Source organism: Brevundimonas vesicularis (assembly GCF_027105095.1).
Lineage (GTDB): Bacteria > Pseudomonadota > Alphaproteobacteria > Caulobacterales > Caulobacteraceae > Brevundimonas > Brevundimonas vesicularis_E.
In genome coordinates, this window is the sequence record NZ_CP114278.1 from 803,896 (window position 1) to 825,138 (window position 21,243).

22 protein-coding genes and 1 tRNA gene are annotated in these 21,243 nt (G+C 67.2%); 8 read left to right on the forward strand and 15 right to left on the reverse strand.

What is annotated here, in order from left to right; translation table 11 throughout:
- Nucleotides 1-53: 53 nt before the first annotated feature.
- Genes murU through O2K97_RS03945 form a run of 4 tightly spaced genes read right to left on the reverse strand, consistent with a single transcriptional unit; the run spans nt 54 to nt 3,172 of the window.
- Nucleotides 54-749, reverse strand: coding sequence for an N-acetylmuramate alpha-1-phosphate uridylyltransferase MurU (gene murU, locus O2K97_RS03930; protein ID WP_269221099.1), 696 nt, complete (start codon nt 747-749; stop codon nt 54-56).
- Between the two features lie 29 nt (nt 750-778).
- Nucleotides 779-1,870, reverse strand: a complete 1,092-nt coding sequence (gene amgK / locus O2K97_RS03935) for an N-acetylmuramate/N-acetylglucosamine kinase AmgK (RefSeq protein ID WP_269220530.1) — start codon at nt 1,868-1,870, stop codon at nt 779-781.
- Nucleotides 1,863-2,321, reverse strand: a complete 459-nt coding sequence (tsaE, locus tag O2K97_RS03940; RefSeq protein WP_269220531.1) for a tRNA (adenosine(37)-N6)-threonylcarbamoyltransferase complex ATPase subunit type 1 TsaE — start codon at nt 2,319-2,321, stop codon at nt 1,863-1,865. Before tsaE ends, amgK begins: the two co-directional genes overlap by 8 nt.
- A complete protein-coding gene (locus O2K97_RS03945; protein WP_269220532.1) occupies nt 2,318-3,172 on the reverse strand; it encodes a GNAT family N-acetyltransferase in 855 nt (284 codons plus the stop codon). The genes tsaE and O2K97_RS03945 overlap by 4 nt, the downstream gene beginning before the upstream one ends.
- A 145-nt stretch (nt 3,173-3,317) precedes the next feature.
- Between O2K97_RS03945 and O2K97_RS03950 the strand changes: the two genes are divergently transcribed.
- Nucleotides 3,318-5,429, forward strand: coding sequence for an alpha/beta hydrolase family protein (locus O2K97_RS03950; RefSeq protein WP_269220533.1), 2,112 nt, complete (start codon nt 3,318-3,320; stop codon nt 5,427-5,429).
- A 76-nt stretch (nt 5,430-5,505) separates the two neighbouring features.
- Here the strand turns inward: O2K97_RS03950 and O2K97_RS03955 are convergent, their stop codons facing one another.
- The gene (locus O2K97_RS03955; RefSeq protein WP_269220534.1) at nt 5,506-5,811 is read right to left on the reverse strand and encodes a hypothetical protein; all 306 of its coding nucleotides are present in this window, start codon (nt 5,809-5,811) and stop codon (nt 5,506-5,508) included.
- Between the two features lie 262 nt (nt 5,812-6,073).
- Here O2K97_RS03955 and O2K97_RS03960 point away from each other — a divergent pair, with 262 nt between their 5' ends.
- The gene (locus O2K97_RS03960) at nt 6,074-8,023 is read left to right on the forward strand and encodes an AsmA family protein (protein WP_269220535.1); all 1,950 of its coding nucleotides are present in this window, start codon (nt 6,074-6,076) and stop codon (nt 8,021-8,023) included.
- 61 nt (nt 8,024-8,084) lie between these two features.
- Nucleotides 8,085-8,936, forward strand: a complete 852-nt coding sequence (locus O2K97_RS03965; protein ID WP_269220536.1) for an alpha/beta hydrolase — start codon at nt 8,085-8,087, stop codon at nt 8,934-8,936.
- 12 nt (nt 8,937-8,948) lie between these two features.
- Here O2K97_RS03965 and O2K97_RS03970 read toward each other — a convergent pair.
- The 5 genes from O2K97_RS03970 to O2K97_RS03990 form a co-directional block, all read right to left on the reverse strand.
- Nucleotides 8,949-9,033 (reverse strand) — tRNA-Leu (locus O2K97_RS03970).
- 54 nt (nt 9,034-9,087) lie between these two features.
- On the reverse strand, nt 9,088-9,624 hold the full coding sequence (locus O2K97_RS03975) for a CcdC protein domain-containing protein (protein WP_269220537.1): 537 nt from the start codon (nt 9,622-9,624) through the stop codon (nt 9,088-9,090).
- Nucleotides 9,625-9,687: 63 nt separating this feature from the next.
- Nucleotides 9,688-10,707, reverse strand: a complete 1,020-nt coding sequence (locus O2K97_RS03980) for a fumarylacetoacetate hydrolase family protein (RefSeq protein WP_269220538.1) — start codon at nt 10,705-10,707, stop codon at nt 9,688-9,690.
- A gap of 43 nt (nt 10,708-10,750) precedes the next feature.
- Nucleotides 10,751-11,017 (reverse strand): hypothetical protein, encoded by a 267-nt coding sequence (locus O2K97_RS03985; RefSeq protein ID WP_017506239.1) that lies wholly within the window; start codon nt 11,015-11,017, stop codon nt 10,751-10,753.
- Nucleotides 11,018-11,073: 56 nt separating this feature from the next.
- Nucleotides 11,074-12,141, reverse strand: a complete 1,068-nt coding sequence (locus tag O2K97_RS03990; RefSeq protein ID WP_269220539.1) for an isoaspartyl peptidase/L-asparaginase family protein — start codon at nt 12,139-12,141, stop codon at nt 11,074-11,076.
- Between the two features lie 251 nt (nt 12,142-12,392).
- Between O2K97_RS03990 and O2K97_RS03995 the strand changes: the two genes are divergently transcribed.
- Together O2K97_RS03995 and O2K97_RS04000 are read left to right on the forward strand one after the other, a co-directional pair.
- Entirely contained in the window at nt 12,393-14,057 is a 1,665-nt protein-coding gene (locus O2K97_RS03995; RefSeq protein WP_269220540.1) for an FAD/NAD(P)-binding protein, read from the forward strand.
- Between the two features lie 11 nt (nt 14,058-14,068).
- The gene (locus tag O2K97_RS04000) at nt 14,069-14,572 is read left to right on the forward strand and encodes a DUF1543 domain-containing protein (protein WP_269220541.1); all 504 of its coding nucleotides are present in this window, start codon (nt 14,069-14,071) and stop codon (nt 14,570-14,572) included.
- Nucleotides 14,573-14,587: 15 nt separating this feature from the next.
- Here O2K97_RS04000 and O2K97_RS04005 read toward each other — a convergent pair whose 3' ends face one another.
- From O2K97_RS04005 to O2K97_RS04020, 4 genes are all read right to left on the reverse strand, one after another.
- Nucleotides 14,588-14,773, reverse strand: a complete 186-nt coding sequence (locus O2K97_RS04005) for a hypothetical protein (protein WP_269220542.1) — start codon at nt 14,771-14,773, stop codon at nt 14,588-14,590.
- Nucleotides 14,774-15,880 carry a 4-hydroxyphenylpyruvate dioxygenase gene (gene hppD, locus O2K97_RS04010; RefSeq protein WP_269220543.1) on the reverse strand — a complete coding sequence of 369 codons (1,107 nt, stop codon included), beginning with the start codon at nt 15,878-15,880 and terminating at the stop codon, nt 14,774-14,776. It abuts the gene before it with no gap.
- A 153-nt stretch (nt 15,881-16,033) separates the two neighbouring features.
- On the reverse strand, nt 16,034-17,143 hold the full coding sequence (locus O2K97_RS04015; protein ID WP_269220544.1) for a DUF5694 domain-containing protein: 1,110 nt from the start codon (nt 17,141-17,143) through the stop codon (nt 16,034-16,036).
- 134 nt (nt 17,144-17,277) lie between these two features.
- Nucleotides 17,278-17,922: an exopolysaccharide biosynthesis protein gene (locus tag O2K97_RS04020; RefSeq protein ID WP_112863463.1), complete on the reverse strand. Its 645-nt coding sequence runs from the start codon at nt 17,920-17,922 to the stop codon at nt 17,278-17,280.
- Between the two features lie 87 nt (nt 17,923-18,009).
- Here O2K97_RS04020 and O2K97_RS04025 point away from each other — a divergent pair, with 87 nt between their 5' ends.
- From O2K97_RS04025 to O2K97_RS04035, 3 genes are read left to right on the forward strand one after another with little or no spacing between them, the layout of a single operon-like run.
- Complete coding sequence (locus O2K97_RS04025) at nt 18,010-18,585, forward strand: YqaA family protein (protein ID WP_269220545.1); 576 nt, start codon at nt 18,010-18,012, stop codon at nt 18,583-18,585.
- Nucleotides 18,586-18,624: 39 nt separating this feature from the next.
- The gene (locus tag O2K97_RS04030; protein WP_269220546.1) at nt 18,625-19,170 is read left to right on the forward strand and encodes a disulfide bond formation protein B; all 546 of its coding nucleotides are present in this window, start codon (nt 18,625-18,627) and stop codon (nt 19,168-19,170) included.
- A 4-nt stretch (nt 19,171-19,174) separates the two neighbouring features.
- The gene (locus O2K97_RS04035; protein WP_185225222.1) at nt 19,175-19,738 is read left to right on the forward strand and encodes a demethoxyubiquinone hydroxylase family protein; all 564 of its coding nucleotides are present in this window, start codon (nt 19,175-19,177) and stop codon (nt 19,736-19,738) included.
- Nucleotides 19,739-19,984: 246 nt separating this feature from the next.
- Here O2K97_RS04035 and O2K97_RS04040 read toward each other — a convergent pair whose 3' ends face one another.
- Complete coding sequence (locus O2K97_RS04040) at nt 19,985-21,187, reverse strand: acetyl-CoA C-acyltransferase (RefSeq protein ID WP_269220547.1); 1,203 nt, start codon at nt 21,185-21,187, stop codon at nt 19,985-19,987.
- Nucleotides 21,188-21,243 lie beyond the last annotated feature (56 nt).

The window sequence follows — 21,243 nt, forward strand, 5'->3', positions numbered from 1 at the left end:
GACCGCGCGGCGGTCGGCTGCTTGAGGGACGCTCGCGAATGGATCGAAGACGCTCACGCGTCTCCCGCCAGTTTCGCCTCGGCTTCATCCCGCGCCTGCGGGTCGCCGACGTGCATCCAAGCGCCGTCCAGGACACAGCCGAACAGACGTCCCTCAGCGGCGGACTGGCGCCAAAGGGGGCCGAGGGAGAAGGGGCCGTCGGGCCCGTGATCGGCATAGCCGGGGCGGGTGATGTGGACGCCCATATAGGCGAACGGCGCGGAAGGGGCGTCGCCCCGGAAGGTCAGCTTTCCGTCGTCGGCCATGAAGAAATCGCCGTCGCCCTCAAAGCCGATGGAGCCTTCGCGGCGGGCCAGCAGCAGGGCGGCGTCCATCGTCTCGGGATTCCACAGGCGGACGAGGTCGGCTAGCGCATCGCCGCGATCGATCCAGACGCTGTCGATATTGGCGACGAACACGGGATCGTCGCCCAGCAGGGCGTGGGCCTTCTTCAGCCCGCCGCCAGTCTCCAGCAACTCGGCGCGTTCATCGGAAATCACGATTTCGGGGCCGCATCCTCGCGCCGCGAGATGCGCTTCCAGTCGGTCGGCGAACCAGTGAACATTGACCACGGCCTTTTCGACGCCAGCGTCCGCCAGACGGTCCAGCACATGGTCGATCAGGGCGCGACCCTGGACCTCCACCAGCGCCTTGGGCCGGTCGTCGGTCAGGGGGCGCATGCGCGTGCCCAAGCCGGCGGCGAGCACCATTGCGGTCTTGGGGGCCGTCTTCGGAGCGGTCATGCGCGCACCTCGGCAGGAACGTGGCGGGCAAACCAGCGGGCGACGGGCGCCAGAGCCGGCTGTTCCAGATTGGCGTTCAGGTGTCGCCACATGCGCGGCAGGAACTGGCGGTATCGCGGCTTGCCGTCGCGCGCGATCAGCCGGGCGAAGATGCCGATGATCCGCGCCTCGTTCAGGGCGGCGAGGCCGGCGTAGTCAGCCATGAAGGCGGCGCGGTCGACCCGGGGCCGCAGGGCGAAATAGCGGTCCAGCGCCTCGACCTCCAGCGCCGGCGACACGTCTCGACGGGCGTCCTGCAGCAGGGAGTGCAGGTCCCACGACGGGTGGGCGCGCACCGCGTCCTGGAAGTCGATCATGCCGACGCGGGCTGGGCCGTCGCGCTGGGGCAACCAGATCAGGTTCTCCGCATGATAATCGCGGTGGGCCATGACCGAGGCCCCGGCCGCGCCCGAGGCGACGATGGGCGCCCAGGCCGCGCGCCAGTCGGCGATGGCGGCGGCGTCGAAGCGGACCCGATCGTCGAGCTTCGGCAACCATTCGACGAACAGATCGGCCCCGCCCTGCAGCGCCGTCTCGTCATAGGTCAGCAGCGGCCAGTCGCCGCCGGGCCCGTGCAAGATTTCGGGCGGAGCGCCGGCCTCGTGCAGAACGGCCAGGGCCTCGATGGCGGCCAGATAAAGCGGCGCCTCGTCGGCGCCGCTCTCGATCACGCGGGCGAACAGGTCGTCGCCGAAATCCTCAAGCACGGCCAGGCCGTTGGCGGCGTCCAGCGACGGGATCTCGGGGGCGGACAGGCCCAGAGACTTCAGATGGGCGGCGACGGCGGCGAAGGCCTCGATCCGGCCGGCGGACAGGCGGGCGACGGCGTTCCAGCCGGCGCCGTGACGCTGCTCGGGCGTCCAGCGCGGATCGCACGGCTGGCTTTCGGCGGCGGGCGCCTGATCCATCAGCATCAATGTCGGGCCGGTCGTCGGCGTCAGCCGCTCGTAACGCCGCGTCGAGGCGTCGCCGGGCAGGGGGGCGCGCACGGCGTCGGCCAGGCCAGCGGCCTTCAGGAAATCGAGACGGATGGTTTCGCGGTCAGACATGCAGATCCTTCAGCTCCGTTTCCCATCGGCCTACGCCGGAAACGGTCGCAAGGCGGCCGTCGCCCTGTTCGGAGATTTCGACGATCAACTGATCCGCTCCTAAGAACCGGCCAGGGTCGTCGCCCAGACGCTCGGGCCATTCGATGACGGCGCACCCCTCGTCCAGCGCTTCGTCCAGGCCGATCTCGAACGCCTCTTCCGGTCGGGTCAGTCGATAGAGGTCGAAATGGGCGACCGGCGGGTCGCTTTCGTAGAACTGGACCAGGGTGAAGGTCGGGCTGGGCACGTCCTCGTCCAGCGTGGTCAGGGCGCGGATCAGGCCGCGCGCCAGGGTCGACTTGCCCATGCCCAGCGGCCCGTAGAGCAGCAGACTGTCGCCCGCCGCCAGCAGGGGGGCGATGGCCTGGCCCAGGGCGGTGGTGGCCTCGGCGTCGGGCAGGGCGATCTTCATGCGAACACCGCATCAGGATCGGCGGCCAGGGTGCGCTCGGTGAAGATTTTCAGCGCCTCGGTGGCCTTGGCCGCGTCCACGTCCAGCCGATCGGCGGGAATGGGCAGGCCGACATCCACGCCGAACGGCTTGCCTTCCTTGTTCAGCAACTCGTGGAACAGGGTCACGTCGCGCAGCTCCTGCGAGACCTTGTCGAACAGGTGAAAAAGCCGGCTGTAGGGGCCGGTGACATGGATGGGCACGACCGGCGCATCGTATTTGCGCGCCATGGAGGCGGCGGTCGGCGCCCATTCGGGATCGGTCAGGACGCCGTTCCTCTCGCGCGCCAGACGACCGGCGGGGAACATGACGACGCAGCGTTCGGCCTCGAACGCCTCCTTGGCGGCGTTCAGCGTGGCGCGGGTCTTTTCGCGCGTGCGTTTGTCGTGGACCCATTCGACGGGGATGATGGTCTCGGCCAGCCGGGGCGAGACGCGGATGGCGTCGGCGTTGGCGAAGAAGATCATGTCGCTGCGCCGCTGTTTGATCGCGTCGAATACGGCGACCCCGTCGGCGATGCCGGTGGGGTGGTTGCAGACGACGACGCAGCGGCCGGTCGCGGGCAGGCGCTCCAGGTTCGTCGTCGTCACCTTCAGCCTCAGCAGGTCCGAGACGTAGGCGAAGGTGTCTGCCCCCGACCGCTCGCGGATGGCGTCGGCCATTCGCACCGCCGCACCATAGCCCAGCACGCCGTAGAGCGCCGGCCGCACGACCGGCCACAGCGGCAAGGCGGTCAGGCGCGGCGCGCGTTCGGCGATCAGCACATCGACGATGTGGGGCTGACGGCGGGCGGGAAGGGTGGCGGCGGTCATGAACGATCGCTTTTCGCCGGTTCGGTCGGAGGGGGCAAGATGGGGTGAAGGGACGGGCGTTGCTGATGTCGCTTCGCAGCAACTTCCGCCCGGCGAACGGTGGTGCTACGCCTCGCGGCCAGAAAGCTTCGCGAGGAAGATCTTGATGCGTCACCGTTCCCTTCTGTCCGCCGCCTGCGCGGCTGTTGCGCTGATGAGCGCCGCGCCTGCCCTGGCCCAGGTGCCGCCCGCGCCGGTTCCGGCAGCGCCCGCGACGCCGGACGCCTTCACCTACAAGGACATGATTTCGGCCAACCGGCTGGGCGATCCGCAGGTGTCGCCGGACGGCCGCTATGTCGTCTATTCGGTCACGACCACCGATGTTCAGGGCAACAGCCGCGCCGGCAGCCTGTGGATTCTGGACCTGAGCGCACCGGACACGGCGCCGCGCCGCCTGGCCATCTCGGATCAGGGCGCCAACACCGCGCGCTGGGGCGGGGACGGCAATCTGTATTTCCTGTCGAGCAAGTCGGGCGCGAGCCAGGTCTGGCGCGTGGCCTCGCCCACGTCGGCGCCGGTTCAGGTGACGAACCTGCCCACCGACGTGAACGCCTATCGGATCAGCCCTTCGGGCGACAAGGTGGCGGTGTCGCTGGCCGTCTATCCCGATGCGGCCGATCTGAACGCCTCGGTTCAACAGGGAAAGGCCGTCTCCGAGCAGAAGACGACCGGCCAGGTCTATGACCGCATGTTCGTGCGTCACTGGGATGCCTGGAACGACCACACCCAGAACCACCTGTTCGTCCAGTCGATCGGCCGCGACGGCAAGGCCACGGGCACGCCGACCTGGATCACCAAGGGCTTTGACGGCGACACGCCCTCCAAACCCTTCGGCGACGAAAGCGAGTTCGTCTTCACGCCGGCGGGCGACGCCGTGGTCTTCTCGGCGCGTCTCGCCGGTCAGACCGAGCCGTGGAGCACCAACTTCGACCTGTGGAAGACCAACGGCCTTTCGGGGGACGGCACCTTCACCAACCTGACCGACGGCAACGACGCCTGGGACACCGGCCCGGTGTTCTCGCCGGACGGACGCACCCTGGCCTATCGCGCCATGGCGCGGCCGGGCTTCGAGGCTGATCGCTATCAGATCGTGCTGATGGACGTCGAAACGGGCCAGAAGCGCGAGATCGCCTCGAACTGGGATCGCTCGGCCGACACGCTGCAATGGTCGCGCGACGGCCAGACGCTGTACACGACGGCAGGCGACGTCGGTTCGACCAAACTGTTTTCGGTGGATACGCGCAACGGCGTGGTCACGCCGATCACGGGCGCGGGCCACGTCTCGGCCTTCCAGCAGACGCCGTCGGGCTTCGTCTTCGCCCAGGACAGCCTGCGCGAGCCGGGCGACCTGTATTTCAAGACCTATCTGGGTCGCGAAATGCCGCGCCGCCTGACGCAGTCCAACCCCGCCTTCGCCGCCAAAGAGTTCGGCGAGTATGAGCAGTTCAGCTTCGCCGGCTGGAACAACGAGACGGTCCACGGCTATGTCATCAAGCCGGCCGGATACGTGGAGGGTCGCAAATATCCGGTCGCCTTCCTGATCCACGGCGGGCCGCAGGGTTCGTTCGGGGACGGCTGGTCCTATCGCTGGAACCCCGAGACCTATGCGGGCGCGGGCTATGCGGTGGTGATGATCGATTTCCACGGTTCGACGGGCTACGGCCAGGCCTTCACGGATGCGATCAGCCAGCACTGGGGCGACCGCCCGCTGGAAGACCTGCAGAAGGGCTGGGCGGCGGCTCAACAGAAGTACAGCTTCCTGGACAGCGACAACGCCTGTGCGCTGGGCGCCTCCTACGGGGGCTATATGATCAACTGGATCGCCGGCAACTGGTCCAATGAATTCAAGTGCCTGGTCAACCACGACGGCGTCTTCGACACCTTCGGCATGGGCTATTCGACCGAGGAGCTGTGGTTCACCGAGTGGGAATACGGCGGCACGCCGTGGGACAAGCCGGAGGGCTATCAGAAGTTCAACCCGGCCAACCACGTCGATAACTGGAAGACGCCGATGCTGGTGGTTCAGGGCGACCGCGACTTCCGCATCCCGACCGCCCAGGGCCTGTCGACCTTCACCGCCCTGCAACGGCGTGGCATCGACAGCCGTCTGATCGTTTTCCCTAACGAAAACCACTGGGTGCTGAAGCCGGCCAACAGCCTGCAATGGCACAACGAAGTGTTCGGCTGGCTGAACAAATATCTGACGCCGACGCAGTAAGAAGCGTCCGTTCAGACGACAAAAAAGGGGCGCGGTCCGACGACCGCGCCCCTTCTTCATGCCGGTTTGATCGGGATCAGAGCGCCGCGCGCTGGATCGGCGCGCCGGCCAGGCGATCATACTGATGCGCGGTCATGCAGCGCGGCGCGGACCAGCGCTGGCCCGACTGATAGGCGGCGACGGCTTGCTGGGCGGTGACGAAGGTCGGCGGCGCACCGTGGTCGCGTTGATAGGCAGTGCGCGACGCCACATCGGTTCCGCATACCCTGACGGTTTGCAGCACGGCCGCGCGCTCGGCCGGTCGCGGACTTTGCGCCAGCGCCGGCGTCGTTGCGGTCGCCAGAGCGGCGGCGATCAGGGCGGGGGTCAGAAAACGGGTCATCGGCAATGCTCCACGACCTGAATTAAGATCAGGACTCTGACGAATTATGCGCCGATCTTAACGTTTGTAAATATTATACGACAACTTCACGTCAAATCGACGACAGTTGACGCTGCGGCGCCAAACCGGTTCTGGCGCGTTTCCTGTGGCTGACGGAGACGAGCGCTTGTCGAACCTACGGAATTGGCGGACTTTTCAGACTACCCTTCAAGAGCGGGCGTGGGCGCCGGCGGGTGCGCGCCTGCTGACGTGGCGCGACTGGGTGCGCGACAACGATCCCGTCTATGCCGCGGCTCGACGGCCCGGGCTGGCGGAAAAATGGGCGGCGAGCGTGGTGCTGGTCGTCGTGGCAGCCGTCGTTCTTTTCCTGGCCCTGTTCGACTGGAACATGCTGCGCGGACCCATCGGCCGCTGGGCCTCGGTCAAATACGATCGCCAAATCGCCCTGACCGGGGATCTGGATGTCAATCTGTTCAGCTGGACCCCGTCCGCCGTGGTGCGCGGGCTGAAGATCGGCGGGCCCGACTGGGCGTTGGATCGGGACACGGCCGCCGTCGATGAAATTCGCGCTTCGGTGCGATTGAGAAAACTGCTCGCCGGTCAGGTGGAGATGCCCCTGCTCAGCTTCACCCGACCCCGCGTCGTCCTGATCTCGACCAAGGACGGTCGCAAGAGCTGGGTGCTGAATCCCGACAAGCCGGATACTGGCGAGGGGCTGAAGTTGCCGGTGATCCAGCAACTGGTCATCAAGGACGGCCAGCTGTCATTCGATGAACAGCGGCGCGGTTTGACCTTGGAGGCGGCGGTCAATGCGCGCGAGGCGGCAGGGGGCGCAGCGGGTTTCCTGCTGGAAGGGCGCGGCGCCGTGAACGGATCGCCACTGACGCTGAAGGTCGAGGGCGGCCCCTTCGTCAACATTCGTCGCAACCGACCCTATCGCTTCGAGGCCGCCGTCAATGGGGCAGGGTCATCGCTGATCGCCAAGGGCGCGATCACACGGCCGTTCGATCTGGGGCGGTTCGATGCGACCCTGACCATGCAGGGGCGTGATCTGTCGGATTTGTATCTGCTGACGGGCGTGACCCTGCCCAATACGCCGCCTTATAGGCTGTCGGGGGCGCTGAACCGCAATGAGCGGGTCTGGACCTTCAAGGATTTCGATGGACGCGTCGGCGCCTCCGATCTGTCGGGCCAGGTGCGGGTCGACGCCGCCCAGCGGCTGCGCGTCGACGCCGACCTGACCTCGCGTCGTCTGGACATAGACGACCTGGCCGCTGTCTTGGGCGCGCGGACCCGGACCAATGCGGCGGGCACCGACACCGAGGCGCCGGTCGTCGTGGGCGGCAAGCTCCTGCCGGACGCCAAGCTTCAGACCGAGCGGCTGCAGACCATGGACGGGACTTTGTCCTATCGGGCCGGATCGGTGAAGGCGAACGCCTTCGACGTGCGTCAGGTGAACCTGGGCGCCGACCTGAAGGACGGCATTCTGAAGCTGGATCCGATCAGCTTCGACTTCAACAGGGGCGCGCTGAACGGGACGGCGCGGATCGACGCGACCAAGGCGACGCCCTACAGCAGCGTCGATCTGCGGCTGGCGGGCTATCCGCTGGAATCCATCATTCCTGCGCGCAATGGATCGGTCCCGCTCAGCGGTCGGGCGCTCGGTCGGGCCAAGCTGGAGGGGCCGGGGGCCTCGATCCACGACTTCGCCGCCGCGTCGAAGGGCTCGCTCAGTCTGGTGGTGCCGAACGGCAAGATGCGGGCGGCCTTCGCCGAACTGCTGGGCATCAACGCCAGCGCGGGCCTGTTGAAGCTGCTGAGCGGAGACCAGTCCGAAAGCCAGATCCGCTGCGCCGTCGCCGACTTCAACGTCAGCGGCGGCACGGCGACCGCCCGCACCTTCGTCATCGACACCGATGTGGTGCTGGCCCAGGGCAAGGGCAGCATCAACCTGGGCGCCGAGACGCTGAACCTGAGGATCGACGGCGAGTCCAAGAAGCCGCGTCTGCTGCGCCTGTGGGCGCCGATCACCGTCTCCGGCCCGCTGACCGCGCCCAAGGTCGGTGTCGATGTCGGTTCGGTCGTGTCGCAGGGCGGTCTGGCGGGCCTGCTGGGCGCGGTCGTGGCGCCGGTCACGGCCCTGTTCGCCTTCGTCGATCCGGGCCTGGCCGAGGACGCCGACTGCGGCCGGCTGATCGCCAACGCCCGCTGATCGTTGATGACGACGACCGATCGGGCGATCCGAGCGTATTGTGGGTGATGGAGCCTTTTGCATGACCCGCCGTGGACTGTTCGCGCCTGCCCTTGGGCTTCTCGCCGCCGCCTGCTCGCCGCTGAGCCTGCTGAACACTTTGGGGCCCAGGGATGGCGGCGTGAGACGCGTCGCGCGCGACGTCCCCTATGGCGACGATTCGCGCCAGCAGATGGATCTCTATGCGCCGACCGCGCCTGGCCCCTATCCGACCCTGGTCTTCTTCTATGGCGGCGGCTGGGATTCGGGCTCGCGCAGCCAGTATGGCTGGGCGGCGCAAGCCCTAGCGGCGCGGGGGTTCGTGGTCGCCCTGCCGGACTACCGCATCGTGCCCCAGGTCGTCTTCCCAGCCTTCATCGAGGACGCGGCCGCCGCCACGGCCAAGGCGGCCGAGGTGGTCGGTCAATATGGCGGCGATCCTGCGCGGCTTGGGGTGCTGGGCCATTCGGCGGGCGCGCATCTGGCGATGATGATCGCCCTGGACCGACGCTATATGGCCGCCGTCGGTCGGCCTGACCTGATCAAGGCGGCGGCAGGTCTGGCGGGCCCTTATGACTTTCTGCCCTTCGACGTGGCGGCGTCGCAGAACGCCTTCGGCCGTGCGCCCGATCCGACCCTGACGCAGCCCGTGACCTTCGTCCGCGCCGACGCCCCGCCGATCTGGCTGGGCCACGGCACCGCCGACACGGTGGTCCACGACGAGGACACGATCATTTTGGATCAGCGGATGCGCGCTGTGGGCGGGCGCTCAGAGGCCAAGCTCTACCCCGGCCTGGATCACGCCGACCTGATCGCGACCTTCTCGCCCCTGTTCCGCAAGAAGGCGACGGTGCTGGCTGACGTGACGTCGTTCTTCCACCGGCAGCTGGGCTGAACCGACGAAGAGTGGTGCGGGCGGCCGGGGTCGAACCGGCACTCCTTTCGGAACTGGATTTTGAGTCCAGCGCGTCTACCAATTCCACCACGCCCGCAGCGGAAGGACCGCCTCATGCCACAGAGGCGAAGGCCGCGTCCAGCCCGAAGCGTCAGGCCGCGACCTCCACATGGCTGTCCGTGCCGCCGGACTGGATGCGGCGGGCGCGGATGTACATTTCGACGCGCTGCATCACGATCAGGCCCATGGCGAAGACCAGGAAGGCGTCGGTGACGGCCAGGGCGTTCAGATGCCAGGCGGCGGCATGGCTTTCGATCAGGTCGCGCAGCAGCGACCGGCCGGCGAACAGCACGACCAGCAGGATCAGCCCCAGCGGCGAGGCCTGGGCCATCAGGGAGCCGTCCGGCTCCTTTTCGATGGTGACGGTCTTGCCGCGATACCAGCCGGCGACGCCGCCCAGAAGGCCGCCGATGGCCAGAACCGCCCAGGCGTCGGGGCCGAAGGGCGCATGGGCCATGTTCGGGTTCTGGGCCGTTCCCCACAGGCCCAGGCCGATCAGCGGCAGGACGATGGCCGGCATGACCCACAGCATGTGCGGCTTCAGCACCCGCTTCCTGCGATTCTTCAGCAGCACCACCACCAGCATGACCGGGATCATGAGCAGCGGGATCAGTTTTTCAGGCGGCACGTCGTCTCTCCCCAAAGACCGGATGCGGCCTCCCCCGAGGCCGGTGTCAGCACCCTAGCGGCGTCAATCCGCGCTGGATAGCGGCGCGACCGTCTGTTCGATGGCCCCGAAGATCGAATGATGACGCTCGTCCAGCATTTCGATCCGCACCGTGTCGCCGTGTTTCAGGAAGGGCGTCTCGGCCGCGCCGCGCAGGATCGTCTCGACCGTGCGGACCTCGGCGATGCAGGAGTAGCCCAGGCCGCCTTCCGAGACCGGCTTGCCGGGGCCGCCGTCGGCGTCCTTGTTCGACACCGTGCCCGAACCGATGATGGTCCCGGCGCCCAGCGAGCGTGTCTTGGCCAGGTGGGCGATCAAGGTTCCGAAATCGAAGGTCATGTCGACCCCGGCGTCGGCCTTGCCGAAGTCCTGGCCATTCAGCTGAACGTTCAGCGCGCCATGCAGCTTGCCGTCTTTCCAGCGGTCGCCGAGCGCGTCGGGCGTAACCAGAACGGGCGACAGGGCGCTGGCGGGCTTGGACTGGACGAAGCCGAAGCCCTTGGCCAGTTCGGCAGGGATCAGATTGCGCAGGCTCACGTCGTTGACCAGGCCGACCAGGCGAATGGCGGCCAGGGCCTGATCGCGCGTCGCGCCTTGGGGCACATCGCCGACGACCACCACAATCTCGGCCTCCAGGTCGCAGCCCCAGGCCTCGTCGGCCAGCGGAATTGGATCGCGCGGCGACAGGAAGCTGTCCGAGCCGCCTTGGTACATCAGCGGGTCGGTCCAGAAGCTCTCGGGCATTTCGGCGCCGCGCGCCTTCCGCACCAGTTCGACGTGGTTCACATAGGCCGAGCCGTCCGCCCACTGATAGGCGCGGGGCAGGGGCGAGGCGGCGTCGCGTTCGTGGAAGCGCCCGCGCGGCACGGCCTCATGCTCCAGACTTTCGGCCAAAGCCTCGAGGCGAGGACCGCAGCGGTCCCAGTCATCCAGCGCCGCCTGCAGCGTCGGGGCGATCAGGAAGGCGTCGGTGAACCAGTTCAGGTCCTGCGAGACGACCACGAGGCGGCCGTCGCGGCCGTGCTTGAGCGAGGCGAGTTTCATAGGGAAGGCCTAGACCGGATTTGCGATGTTGGGAACGGCGGAATCAGTCGGCGGCGGTCAGCAGGGCGCGGGCCTCGGCGCCGGTGCGCGCGGCGCGGTCGCGGACCTCGACCTCGACGATGACGCCGCCCTCAGGCTCGACGGCCCACAGATAGCGACGCTCGACCTCGACCGTGCGGCCGGACGGCGCGAAGCCCTCATAGCTGTCGCCCCAGGGGGTGATCTTCCTGACCTCGACGAAGGGCATGGCGCAGGCGGCGTCCAGCTCTTCGTTGGCCATCACGGTCAGTTCGTCATCGGATGCAGGCATGGGTCTCGGTCTGGGAAAAAGAGAGTCTAATTCGTCTAATTGGTCTGAACGGGCGCTCAGGGTTCGTCGGCGTAGATGGCGACGCGGGCGGGGTCGGTCGAGGAGGCCGCGCCGCGATACATGCCCGAGGTGGACATGGCGAAGGCGGGGCGGCCATCCAGGCCCATGACGATGACGCCGCCCTTGCCGCCCAGACGATCGGCGTCGGCGATCTCCGCCTGACCGGCGGCCTGCGTTGCCGCCCCTCCTGCAATCCGCGCGCAGATGTCGCGGGCGACGGTGGCGCGGATGAAATATTCGCCGTCGCCGGTGGCGGACACCGCGCAGTCGTCGGCGTTGGAGGCATAGGTGCCGGCGCCGATGATCGGCACGTCGCCGACCCGTCCCCAGCGTTTGGCGGTCATGCCGCCGGTCGAGGTGGCGGCGGCGAGACGACCCTGGCTGTCCAGCGCCACGGCGCCGACCGTGCCGAACTTCTTCTCATTCAGGGGTGGGGCGATTTCGGCCTGAGCGCCTGGGGCCGTAGGGGAGGCAGGCGGGCCGGCGGGGCGCTCGGGGATCGGCTGTCCGGCCTCGGTCAGGGCCTTCACCAGCCCGTGCCAGCGGCGCTCGGTGAAGAAGAAGGCCGGATCGACCTGCTCCAGCCCGACCGAGGCGGCGAAGGCGTCGGCGCCGGGGCCGATCAGCATGACGTGGGGCGACCGCTCCATCACCGCGCGGGCGGCGGCGACGGGGTGACGCGTGGTGGTCAGGCCGGCGACGGACCCGGCGGTCAGGTCCGAGCCGTCCATGACGGCGGCGTCCAGCTCGTTATGGCCCGCTGCGGTGAAGACCGCCCCGCGCCCGGCGTTGAACAGGGGATCGTCCTCCATGACCTGCACGGCGGCCTGGACCGCATCCAGCGCCGAGCCGCCGCTTTTCAGCACGGCCGAACCGGCGTCCAGCGCGCCTTGCAGCGCCGCGCGATAGGCCACGTCCTGCTCGGGCGTCAGGCTGGACCGCTCGATCACGCCCGCCCCGCCGTGGATCGCCAGCGACCATTGCGGCGCGGCGTCCTGGGCGTGCGCCGAGGAGAAACACAGTGCAAAGAGTGCAATCAGTGCCGAACAGGCGATGCGCATCATGAAATTCCTCCCGGCGCCGGATCAGGACGCACCCCGTCGGCAGGTCGTTGGCGCCGCCACTGTAACCCATGACAGGGTCGTGTCAGGCCGATCGATCAAAGAAGAGCGAAGCGCATAACCAGGCGGGCGATCTGGGCGGCCTTATGTGCGAAATCGTGCAGATCGGACGTGTCCGGCGGGGCGGAGGTGGCTGTTCCGGTTGAAAAATCACGCGTCGTGGCGCCTTTGCGCGCCTCGCGCATTGTGGGCGCATGACTGCATCGATCGCCTTTGTCGGAGCGGGGCCAACCACGCTCTACGCCCTTCACGCCCTGCTGTCCCAAGGCCAGCTGCCGGCGCGCATCACCGTGATCGAAGCGGGCGGGTCTGCGGGATCGGGCAGCCCCTACAGCGCCGAGTGGAACGACCGGGCGATGCTGTCGAACATCGCCAGCGTGGAAATCCCGCCGGTCACGCAAACCCTGGCGGAATGGCTGGCGGCACGGACCTCGGCGGAGTTGCACGCGCTGGACGTCGACCCTGCCGCGCTGGATGAGCGTAGTTTCGTGCCGCGTCTCGCTTTAGGGCGCTATTTCGAGGACCAGTTCAGAGCCCTTGTGGAACGGGCGAGGGCCGCTGGCGTCTCGATCCAGGTGATGACCGACTGTCGCGTCGTCGACGCCGCGAACACGCCGGCCGGCATCGAACTGACCTCTGTCTCGCCGCCCTCGCTGCGCGCAAGCAAGGCGATCTTCGATCATGTGGTCCTGGCCACGGGCCACCAATGGCCGTCACGCCAGCAGGGTCGTCCCGGCTATTACCTCAGTCCGTGGCCGGCCTCGGCGCTGTCCAAGATCCCCGCGACGGATATCGGAATCCGCGGCTCGTCCTTGACGGCGATCGATGCGGCGGTCGCCCTGGCGGGGTCGCACGGCGCCTTCGTTCGCCAAGCCGACCGGCTGGTGTACGAACCCGCGCCGGACACCGAGGCGTTTCGCCTGACCATGATGTCGCGCAAGGGCATCCTGCCGGAAGCGGACTTCTATTTTCCGCTGCCCCACGCGCCGTTGGACATCTGCACACCGGAAGCGGTTGCCGCCCTGATCGTGCAGGAGACGGGCGGTCTTCTGGATGCGGTGTTCGACCTCTTCCGGCGCGAGCTGATGCAAGCCGATTCGGCTTACGCGGCAGAAACGGCGTTGGGCGAGGCCACGCTGGAGACATTCGCCCAGGCCTATTTCGCCCGACGTGCGGCGAGCGATCCGTTCGTCTGGGCTGCGGCGAACCTGGAAGAAGCGCGGGCCAATCACGCCGCCAGGGTCACGGTGGCGTGGCGCGACGCCATCCTTCGCATGCATGAAGTCGTCGCCGCGATCGTGCCGCATCTGGACGCCGCGCAGTTCGACCGCTTCAGCCGGGTGTTCAAGCCGATCTTCGTCGATGTCTACGCCGGGGTGCCGCATGAATCGATCGAGCGGATGCTGGCCTTGCACGAGGCCGGCAAGCTGGAGGTTCTGGCGCTCGGCGAGGACCACGCGGTCGATACGCAAAGTCCGGAAGTTGGGGCCGACGTGACGATCGCCGGACGGACAAGACATTTCCCGGTCTTCATCGAGGCGACCGGCCAGCAGGCCTTGGCCGCGATCCAGTTTCCGTTCCTGTCGCTGCTGGAGCAGGGCATCGTTCGCGACGAGGTCGCCAATGATGCGCCCGACGTGGTGCGCGGCATTGCTGTCGATGAGCTGTTTCGACCCGTTGATGCGCCCCTGCCGCCGGACCGACTGTTTTGCCTGACGCTGCCGTTCCTGATGGGCCGCCACCCCTTCGCGCAGGGGATCACCAGTTCCTTTGAAATGGGAGGGATCGTCGGGCGCAGGCTGGCGTTGGTGGTCAAAGGCGAGGAGAACCCGACTCATCCCGCCGCCTCGGCGGCCTGAAGCGAGACCTGATGAAGCTGTTTGCGATCTACATCGGCGGCGAGCACCCCGGCGCCAATATCGAAGTGCATGATATGCGCTTCATCGCCGCCCCCTCGATCGAGGGCACCTACGACACTCTGCGTGAACAGTGGTGGGGCAAGACGGGCAGTCTGCACATCGATTGCTGGTCGGAGATTTCACACGCGGACGGCTATGACGTCAGCCTGCGTCCCGAGCCCTACACCGGCCAGGAGAAGCTCTATTACGTGAATCTGGGCGGCTATGACGGGGTGGCCTTCGCCGAACAGCACCGCAACGTCTTCGTCGTCGCCGAAACCCTTCAGGCCGCCAAGGCGCGCGCCATCAAGCTGGCCTCAGGCTGGAGCGACGCCCACCGCGACGAGATGTATGAGGCCGAACAGGCCTTCGCGCTCCAAGACGCCGCCCAGGCCCAGCGGATGCATATCCATCTGACGCCCCGCCCGATGTCCGGCGACCCGAGCTTCACCTGCCGCTACATGCCCCTTCGCTAATGCAAAGGGGCGCCCTCACCCCCGGCGGTGCAGGCGCTTCCACATCTGATAGCCGACGATGGGGGCGAAGCCACAGAGGAGGGCGGCGACCAGGACCATCCAGAAGCCGCCGCCCAGCCAGACTTCGCCGGCCAGGGCCCCTGCGCCGGCCGCCAGGACCGGGCCGAGCCAAGGCAGCCAAGTCGGCGGCCGCATCTTCATTCAGGCGTCGACCTTGATGACGCCGCGACGGATCTGGTCCAGCTCGATGGAGTCGAACAGGGCCTGGAAGTTGCCGTTGCCGAAGCCTTCGTTGCCCTTGCGCTGGATGATCTCGAAGAAGATCGGGCCGAAGGTGTCCTGGGTGAAGATTTGCAGCAGCAGGCCTTCCTCGTCCGAACCGTCGATCAGGATGCGGTTCTTGCGCATCCGCTCCACGTCCTCGCCATGGTTGGGCAGGCGCTTGTCGATCAGTTCGAAATAGGTCTCGATGGTGTCCTGGAAGGCGACGCCGCGTTCCTTCATCGCCTCGACCGTCTCGAAGATGTTCTCGGTCGTCAGGGCGATGTGCTGGATGCCTTCGCCGTTGTAGCGACGGATGAACTCCTCGATCTGGGAGTTCTCGTCCTGGCTTTCGTTCAGCGGGATGCGGATGGCGCGGTCGGGCGCGATCATGGCCTGGGAGAACAGACCCGTGGCCTTGCCCTTGATGTCGAAATACTTCTGCTCTTCGAAGTTGAAGATCGAGTTGTAGAAGCCCGACCAGGTGCGCATCTGGCCGCGACGGACGTTGTGGGTCAGGTGGTCCAGGATCTCCAGGCCCATCGAGTTCTTGCGCTCGGCCTCTTCCCAGCCCTCGATCTCGTCCCAGGCGTCATAGAGCGAGCCGGCGTCACCGTACTGGTCGATGACATAGAGCAGCGAGCCGCCGATGCCTTGCAGGATGTAGGGGTAGTCGTCGCCCAGCGCGCCGCCGGCGGCGTCCGTCGCTGCGACGGCGCCGCGGGCCAGCGCGCCCTCATAGGCGGCCTTGGCGTCGGTAGTGCGGAAGGCCATGCCGTTGGCGGACGGGCCGTGATCCTTGGCGAAGGCCTCGGCCTGACCCTTTGGCGAGCGTTGCACCAGGAAGCTGATGTCGCCCTGTTTCAGGCGCACCACGTCGGTCTTGGGGTTCACGTGCGTCTGGGTGAAGCCCATCAGTTCCAGCCGCGAAATCATCGCCTCGGGCTCGGGGCCGGTGAATTCGACGAACTCGAAACCGTCGACGCCGAGGGGGTTTTCAAGGTCGATCTGTTCCGCCGTCGGCTGGCCTTGGGTCATGTCGTTCATGGCGCGTCTCCCGCGTAGCTTTTGAGGCGGGCTTAACCGAAAGGAGCCGCCGATTGGCGCGGAACCTAGTCACAGAAGACGACGGAGCCAAGACGAAGCCACGGGGTCGTGATGACGGACGCCCCGCAAGCCCCGTCGGCCGTCTTTATGCGATCAGCGCAGGACGGGTTCAGGATCGACCAGCCGGACGTCGTGCATCTGATCCAGATAGGCTTCGTAGTAGCCCTTGTGCGAGGCGCCGACGATGGTCAGCATCCGCGTGCCCGGATAGCGGCCCAGAACATCGCGCATATTGGCGACCATGCGCAGATTGCGCGTCTCCCAATAGCCGAGGTAGTGGCGGCCGAAGGCCTGCGGCGACGGCTCGACCAGGGTGGCACCGAAATCGGACTGATAGGTCAGGGTCGGCGTCGTCGGCGCATTATAGACGCGGTACATGCGCAGCACGCCGTCGGGCTGATCGAGAGCGGCCTCAAGTTCGGCGCCCTGGGTTCGGCGAGTTTGGGTGGCGGGATTGTTCCAGGCGCCCATGATGGCGTCGCCATAGGCCTTCTTTTCGGCGGGATCGGTCGGATCGGGCGTGTCGGCGGAGTGGTCGTCGACGCTCCACAGTCGCTCCAGCCCCAGACGTGCGGCGAGCGGGGCCGAGATCAGAAAGGTCTCGTTGGCCCGATCCTTGATCCGGTTCAGCACGGCGACCAAGGCGTCGTTCAGGCCGTCCCCCGCGATGCGGTCCTCAGGAGCCAGCCGAAGCCACTGGACCAGGGCCGATCCCCGCTCGCCGGCCGCCAGAAAGACCGCCGCCAGATGGCGCCGCTGGGCCGCCGTGGGCTGAGCGGGCCACGCGGCCAGCAGCCGCTCGGCCTCGGCGTTGGCGGCGGGTACGTCCAGACCGGTGGCCAGGGCGGCGGGGGCGGGATCCCAGCAATAGGTCTCGACCGTCTCGGCATAGCGCGACGGATAGCGACGCAAGCTGTCGCATTGCAGGCCCGACAGGTCCTCCGTCGCGATGGCGGTCGGCTTCCACGCCGCCAGCCGATCCAGCAGCGGCGACAGGCTTTCGACCTTGAAGCCGTCGCCCATGTTCGACAGGTGCGGCGTGCCCAGCACCAAAACCTCGTTCAGCGCGCCGGCGGGCGGCCCCTTCAGCTGATCAGGATGGAAAGGCTGGCGGTAGTCCTGCGCCGCTGCGGGCAGGGCGACGGCCAGCAGCGCGCCGACGGCGACGAACAGGGTGCGGGAGTAACGAAGAGGCAGAGCCATGACACGCCGTGAAAGAAGATTGGGAATGATCGACCGTCGGTCGGTCACGCCACCTTCCACGGATCACCACCCGGGCGCCCGTTAATTCTTGGACATCTAAGGCTACGCTTGTAGGGCTGGGATTGCTGCGTGCGTCAGCCCGGCAGCCAGCGCGTGGCCCATTCGGCGCCCATAAGAAGGCCGGTCCCGAGCGCGCCCAGAATGGTCAGCCAGACGGTGGTGACCGCGCAGCCGGCGAGGACGAACAGGCCGTCGCGCTGGATCAGGCCGACCGACAGCAGGGCCAGGGCGATGGAGGGGATGGTGTTGGTCAGCGGCATGACGATGGTGACGGTCGCCAGGATCATGAAGACGGCGGCAAGCTTCTCGCCCGGTCCATCGGCGAAGCGGCGCAGGCGGGGCCGCGACAGCCGGTCGATCCAGCCCAGTTTGGTTTCGGCGAAATCGGCCATGGCCTTCAGCCACGATCCCTTGCACCGCAGGTTCAGAAACCAGCGCGGCAGCCAAGGCTCCTCGCGCCCGACCAGCATCTGGCCGGCCAGCAGGATGACGATCAGCCCGACCACCTGCGGCACGCCGTAAAGGCCCGGCACCAGGCAGGGGATGGAGAGCAGCAGGATCAACAGGCCGTAGGCGCGCTCGTCCAGCCGGTCGCGGATTTCGTGCAGGGTCAGTCCGGCGTCGCCGCCGTCGTCGGCCAGCCGCCGCAGCAGACGGGTGACGTTATGGCTGACGTCGTCCTGCTGGACCGTGGACGGGGAAGAGGCGGGGGTCGTCATTCAGGCGCTCTAGCAGGTGGACGTGACGGCCGAGGATGACGCAACGCCGCAGGGGTGCTAACGCGCCGTGCCGCCTTAAGGATCTCCATGCTGCGCAAACTCTATGACCGCGTCTTCGACCTGGCGCGCAGCCGCCATGCGACCAAGGCCCTGACGGTCGTCTCCTTCGCCGAGAGTTCGTTCTTTCCGATCCCGCCCGACGTGATGCTGGCGCCCATGATCCTGGCGCGGCCGCAGAAGGCGTATTTCTACGCCGCCGTCTGCACCGTGGCGTCGGTTCTGGGCGGGATTCTCGGTTATGCGATCGGCTATTTCCTGACCGACCTAGGCCTGGCGATCATGCGGGTGCTGGGCCATTCGGACGGGCTGGAGCAGTTCCGAGCCTGGTTCGATCAGTGGGGCCTGTGGGTCATTCTGATCAAGGGGCTGACGCCCATCCCCTACAAGCTGGTGACGATCGCCTCGGGCCTGGCGGCGTTCAGCTTTCCGGTCTTCATGGCTGCGTCGGTCGTGACGCGGGGCGGACGGTTCTTCCTAGAGGCGTGGATCCTGAAACGCTGGGGGCCGGCCATGCTGGCGCAGGTCGAAAAGCGGCTGGCGATGTGGAGCGTGATCGGCCTGGTCGCGCTGGTCGGGTTGATCGTCGTCCTGAAGCTTCTGTAAGTCGACGCGGCCGCAGGGGCGGGGTAAGACCGTTTCAAGATGATCGATGTCTATCGCCTTCTGACCCGTTGGTGGACCGCCTTCGCCCTGGCCGCGTCGTTGGCCATGCTGGGCGCGGCCCATGCGTTCGAACGGTTCGGCGGCCTTGCGCCCTGCAACCTGTGTCTGAAGCAGCGCGAGGTCTATTGGGGCGCGGCCGTCGTCGCGGTGATGGCTACGGGCTGGACCCTGTTCAGCGGCGGACGCCGGGGCACGCCGCGCATCGCCGCCTTCCTGCTGGCGGCCGTGTTCGCGACAGGCGCCATCACGGCCATCTTCCATATGGGCGGCGAATACAAATGGTGGGCGCTGCCTGCGACCTGTTCGTCCGTCGGCGGCTCGGTTGATATGGACAGCCTGACAGCGCTGGCCATGGGCACGGGGCCGGTGACCAAGGTGATCGGCTGCGGCGATGTGGCCTGGAGCTGGCTGGGTCTGTCGATGGCAGGATGGAACGCGATCATCGCCTCGGCGCTTGCGGTGTTCAGCCTGTTGGCGGCGAAACGTCCAAAGGACGCCCGAGCGCCCCGGATCGAAAAGGCCTGATGCGATGAGCCATTCCATTCCGCTTCCCCGTCCCGGTCAGGGCGCCGACAAGGCGCGGATGGACGAAATCCTGCGCGTCGATCACGCCGGGGAATATGCGGCCGTCCTGATCTATCGCGCCCAGAAGGCGGTGTTCGAAGGGCGCAAGGGGCGTGACGGCATCGCCCGCGATCTGTCGGAGATGCAGGACCAGGAGGCGGTGCACCTGGCGCGCTTCGAGCGGCTGCTGAACGAGCGGCGGGTGCGGCCCACGGTCATGACGCCCCTGTGGCGCATCGCCGCCTCGGCCCTTGGCGCCGGCACGGCCCTGATGGGCGAAAAGGCCGCGCACGCCTGCACCGAGGCGGTCGAGAGCGTGATCGAGAAGCATTATGCCGACCAGATCGCCGAGATCGGCGATCGCGACCCGGCTCTTGCCGCCGAGCTGAAGCAGTTCCGCGATGAGGAACTGGCCCACCATGACCACGCCATCGAACACGGCAGCCGCGAAGCGCCGGCCTATCGCCTGCTGTCCGGCGTGATCAAAGTCGGCTGCAAGGCCGCGATCAAGATCAGCGAGCGGGTCTGACGCGTCTCCTCCCCACCTGTGGGGAGGGGGACCGCGAAGCGGTGGAGGGGCTATTGAAGTCCCACAGACGTTTGCGATGCGGTGAAGAGCCCCTCCGTCTCTCCGCTTCGCTACGAGCCTCCTCCCCATGAAATGGGGAGGAGACAATTGGTCTCTCTCAGTAGACTTCGAACAGCCCGGGCGCGCCGTTTCGAAACGCTGGCGTTTCGAAACCGTGTCTCATGTGGGCGCGGCTTTCTGGCTTTCTCAGTAAATTTCGAACAATCCCGCAGCCCCCATGCCGCCGCCGATGCACATGGTGACGACGCCGTATTTGGCCCCGCGACGCTTGCCCTCGATCAGGACGTGGCCGGTCATGCGGGCGCCGGACATGCCGTAGGGGTGGCCGATGGAGATGGCGCCGCCCGAGACGTTCAGGCGGTCGTCGGGAATGCCCAGCGTGTCTTGGCAATACAGAACCTGGGCCGCGAAGGCTTCGTTCAGCTCCCAGATGCCGATGTCGTCGATGGTCAGGCCGTGGCGCTTCAGCAGTTTGGGCACGGCATAGACCGGGCCGATGCCCATTTCGTCTGGCTCGCAGCCGGCGACGGCCATGCCGCGATAGGCGCCGAGCGGTTGCAGATTGCGCTTCACCGCCTCGCCGGCCTCCATGACGACGCAGGCCGAGGCGCCGTCCGACAGTTGCGAGGCGTTGCCGGCGGTGATGAACTCGCCCGTCTGGATCTCCTCGCCGCCGCCGAAGACGGGCTTCAAAGCCTTCAGCCCGTCCAGCGTCGTGCCGGGACGGTTGCCCTCGTCCTTGGACAGGGTGACCTCTTTCGATGAGGTCTGGCCGGTGGCCTTGTCCATGACCAGCATGGTGGTGGTCATGGGCACGATCTCGGCGTCGAACCGACCGGCGTCCTGAGCAGCGGCGGTGCGCTGCTGGGATTTTAGCGCATATTCGTCCTGGCGGTCGCGGCTGACGCTGTAGCGGCGCGACACCACCTCGGCCGTCTCCAGCATCGACATATAGATGTGGGGCGACAGCTTCTGCAGCGCCTCGTCCTTCATCCGGTACAGGTTCATATTCTGGTTCTGGACCAGGGAGATGCTTTCCAGCCCGCCGCCGACCGCCATCTTCTGCTGATCGAAGACGACCTGTTTCGCCGCCGTGGCGATGCCCATCAGGCCCGAGGCGCACTGGCGATCCAGGCTCATGCCGGGAACGGAGGAGGGCAGGCCGGCGGCGAGCGCGATCTGGCGCGCGACGTTGGTGCCGGTCGAACCCTGCTGCAGGGCCGCGCCCATGACCACGTCCTCGATCTCGGCCGGATCGACGCCGGCGCGCTGGACGGCGTGTCTGACCGCATGGGCGCCGAGCTGCTGCGCCTGGGTGTCGTTGAAGGCGCCGCGATAGGCGCGTCCGATGGGGGTGCGGGCGGTGGAGACGATGACGGCTTCGCGCATGGGCTTTCCTCCTGGGGCTATCGCCCTTTGGGCTACTTGAGCCCACTCTTGTTTGG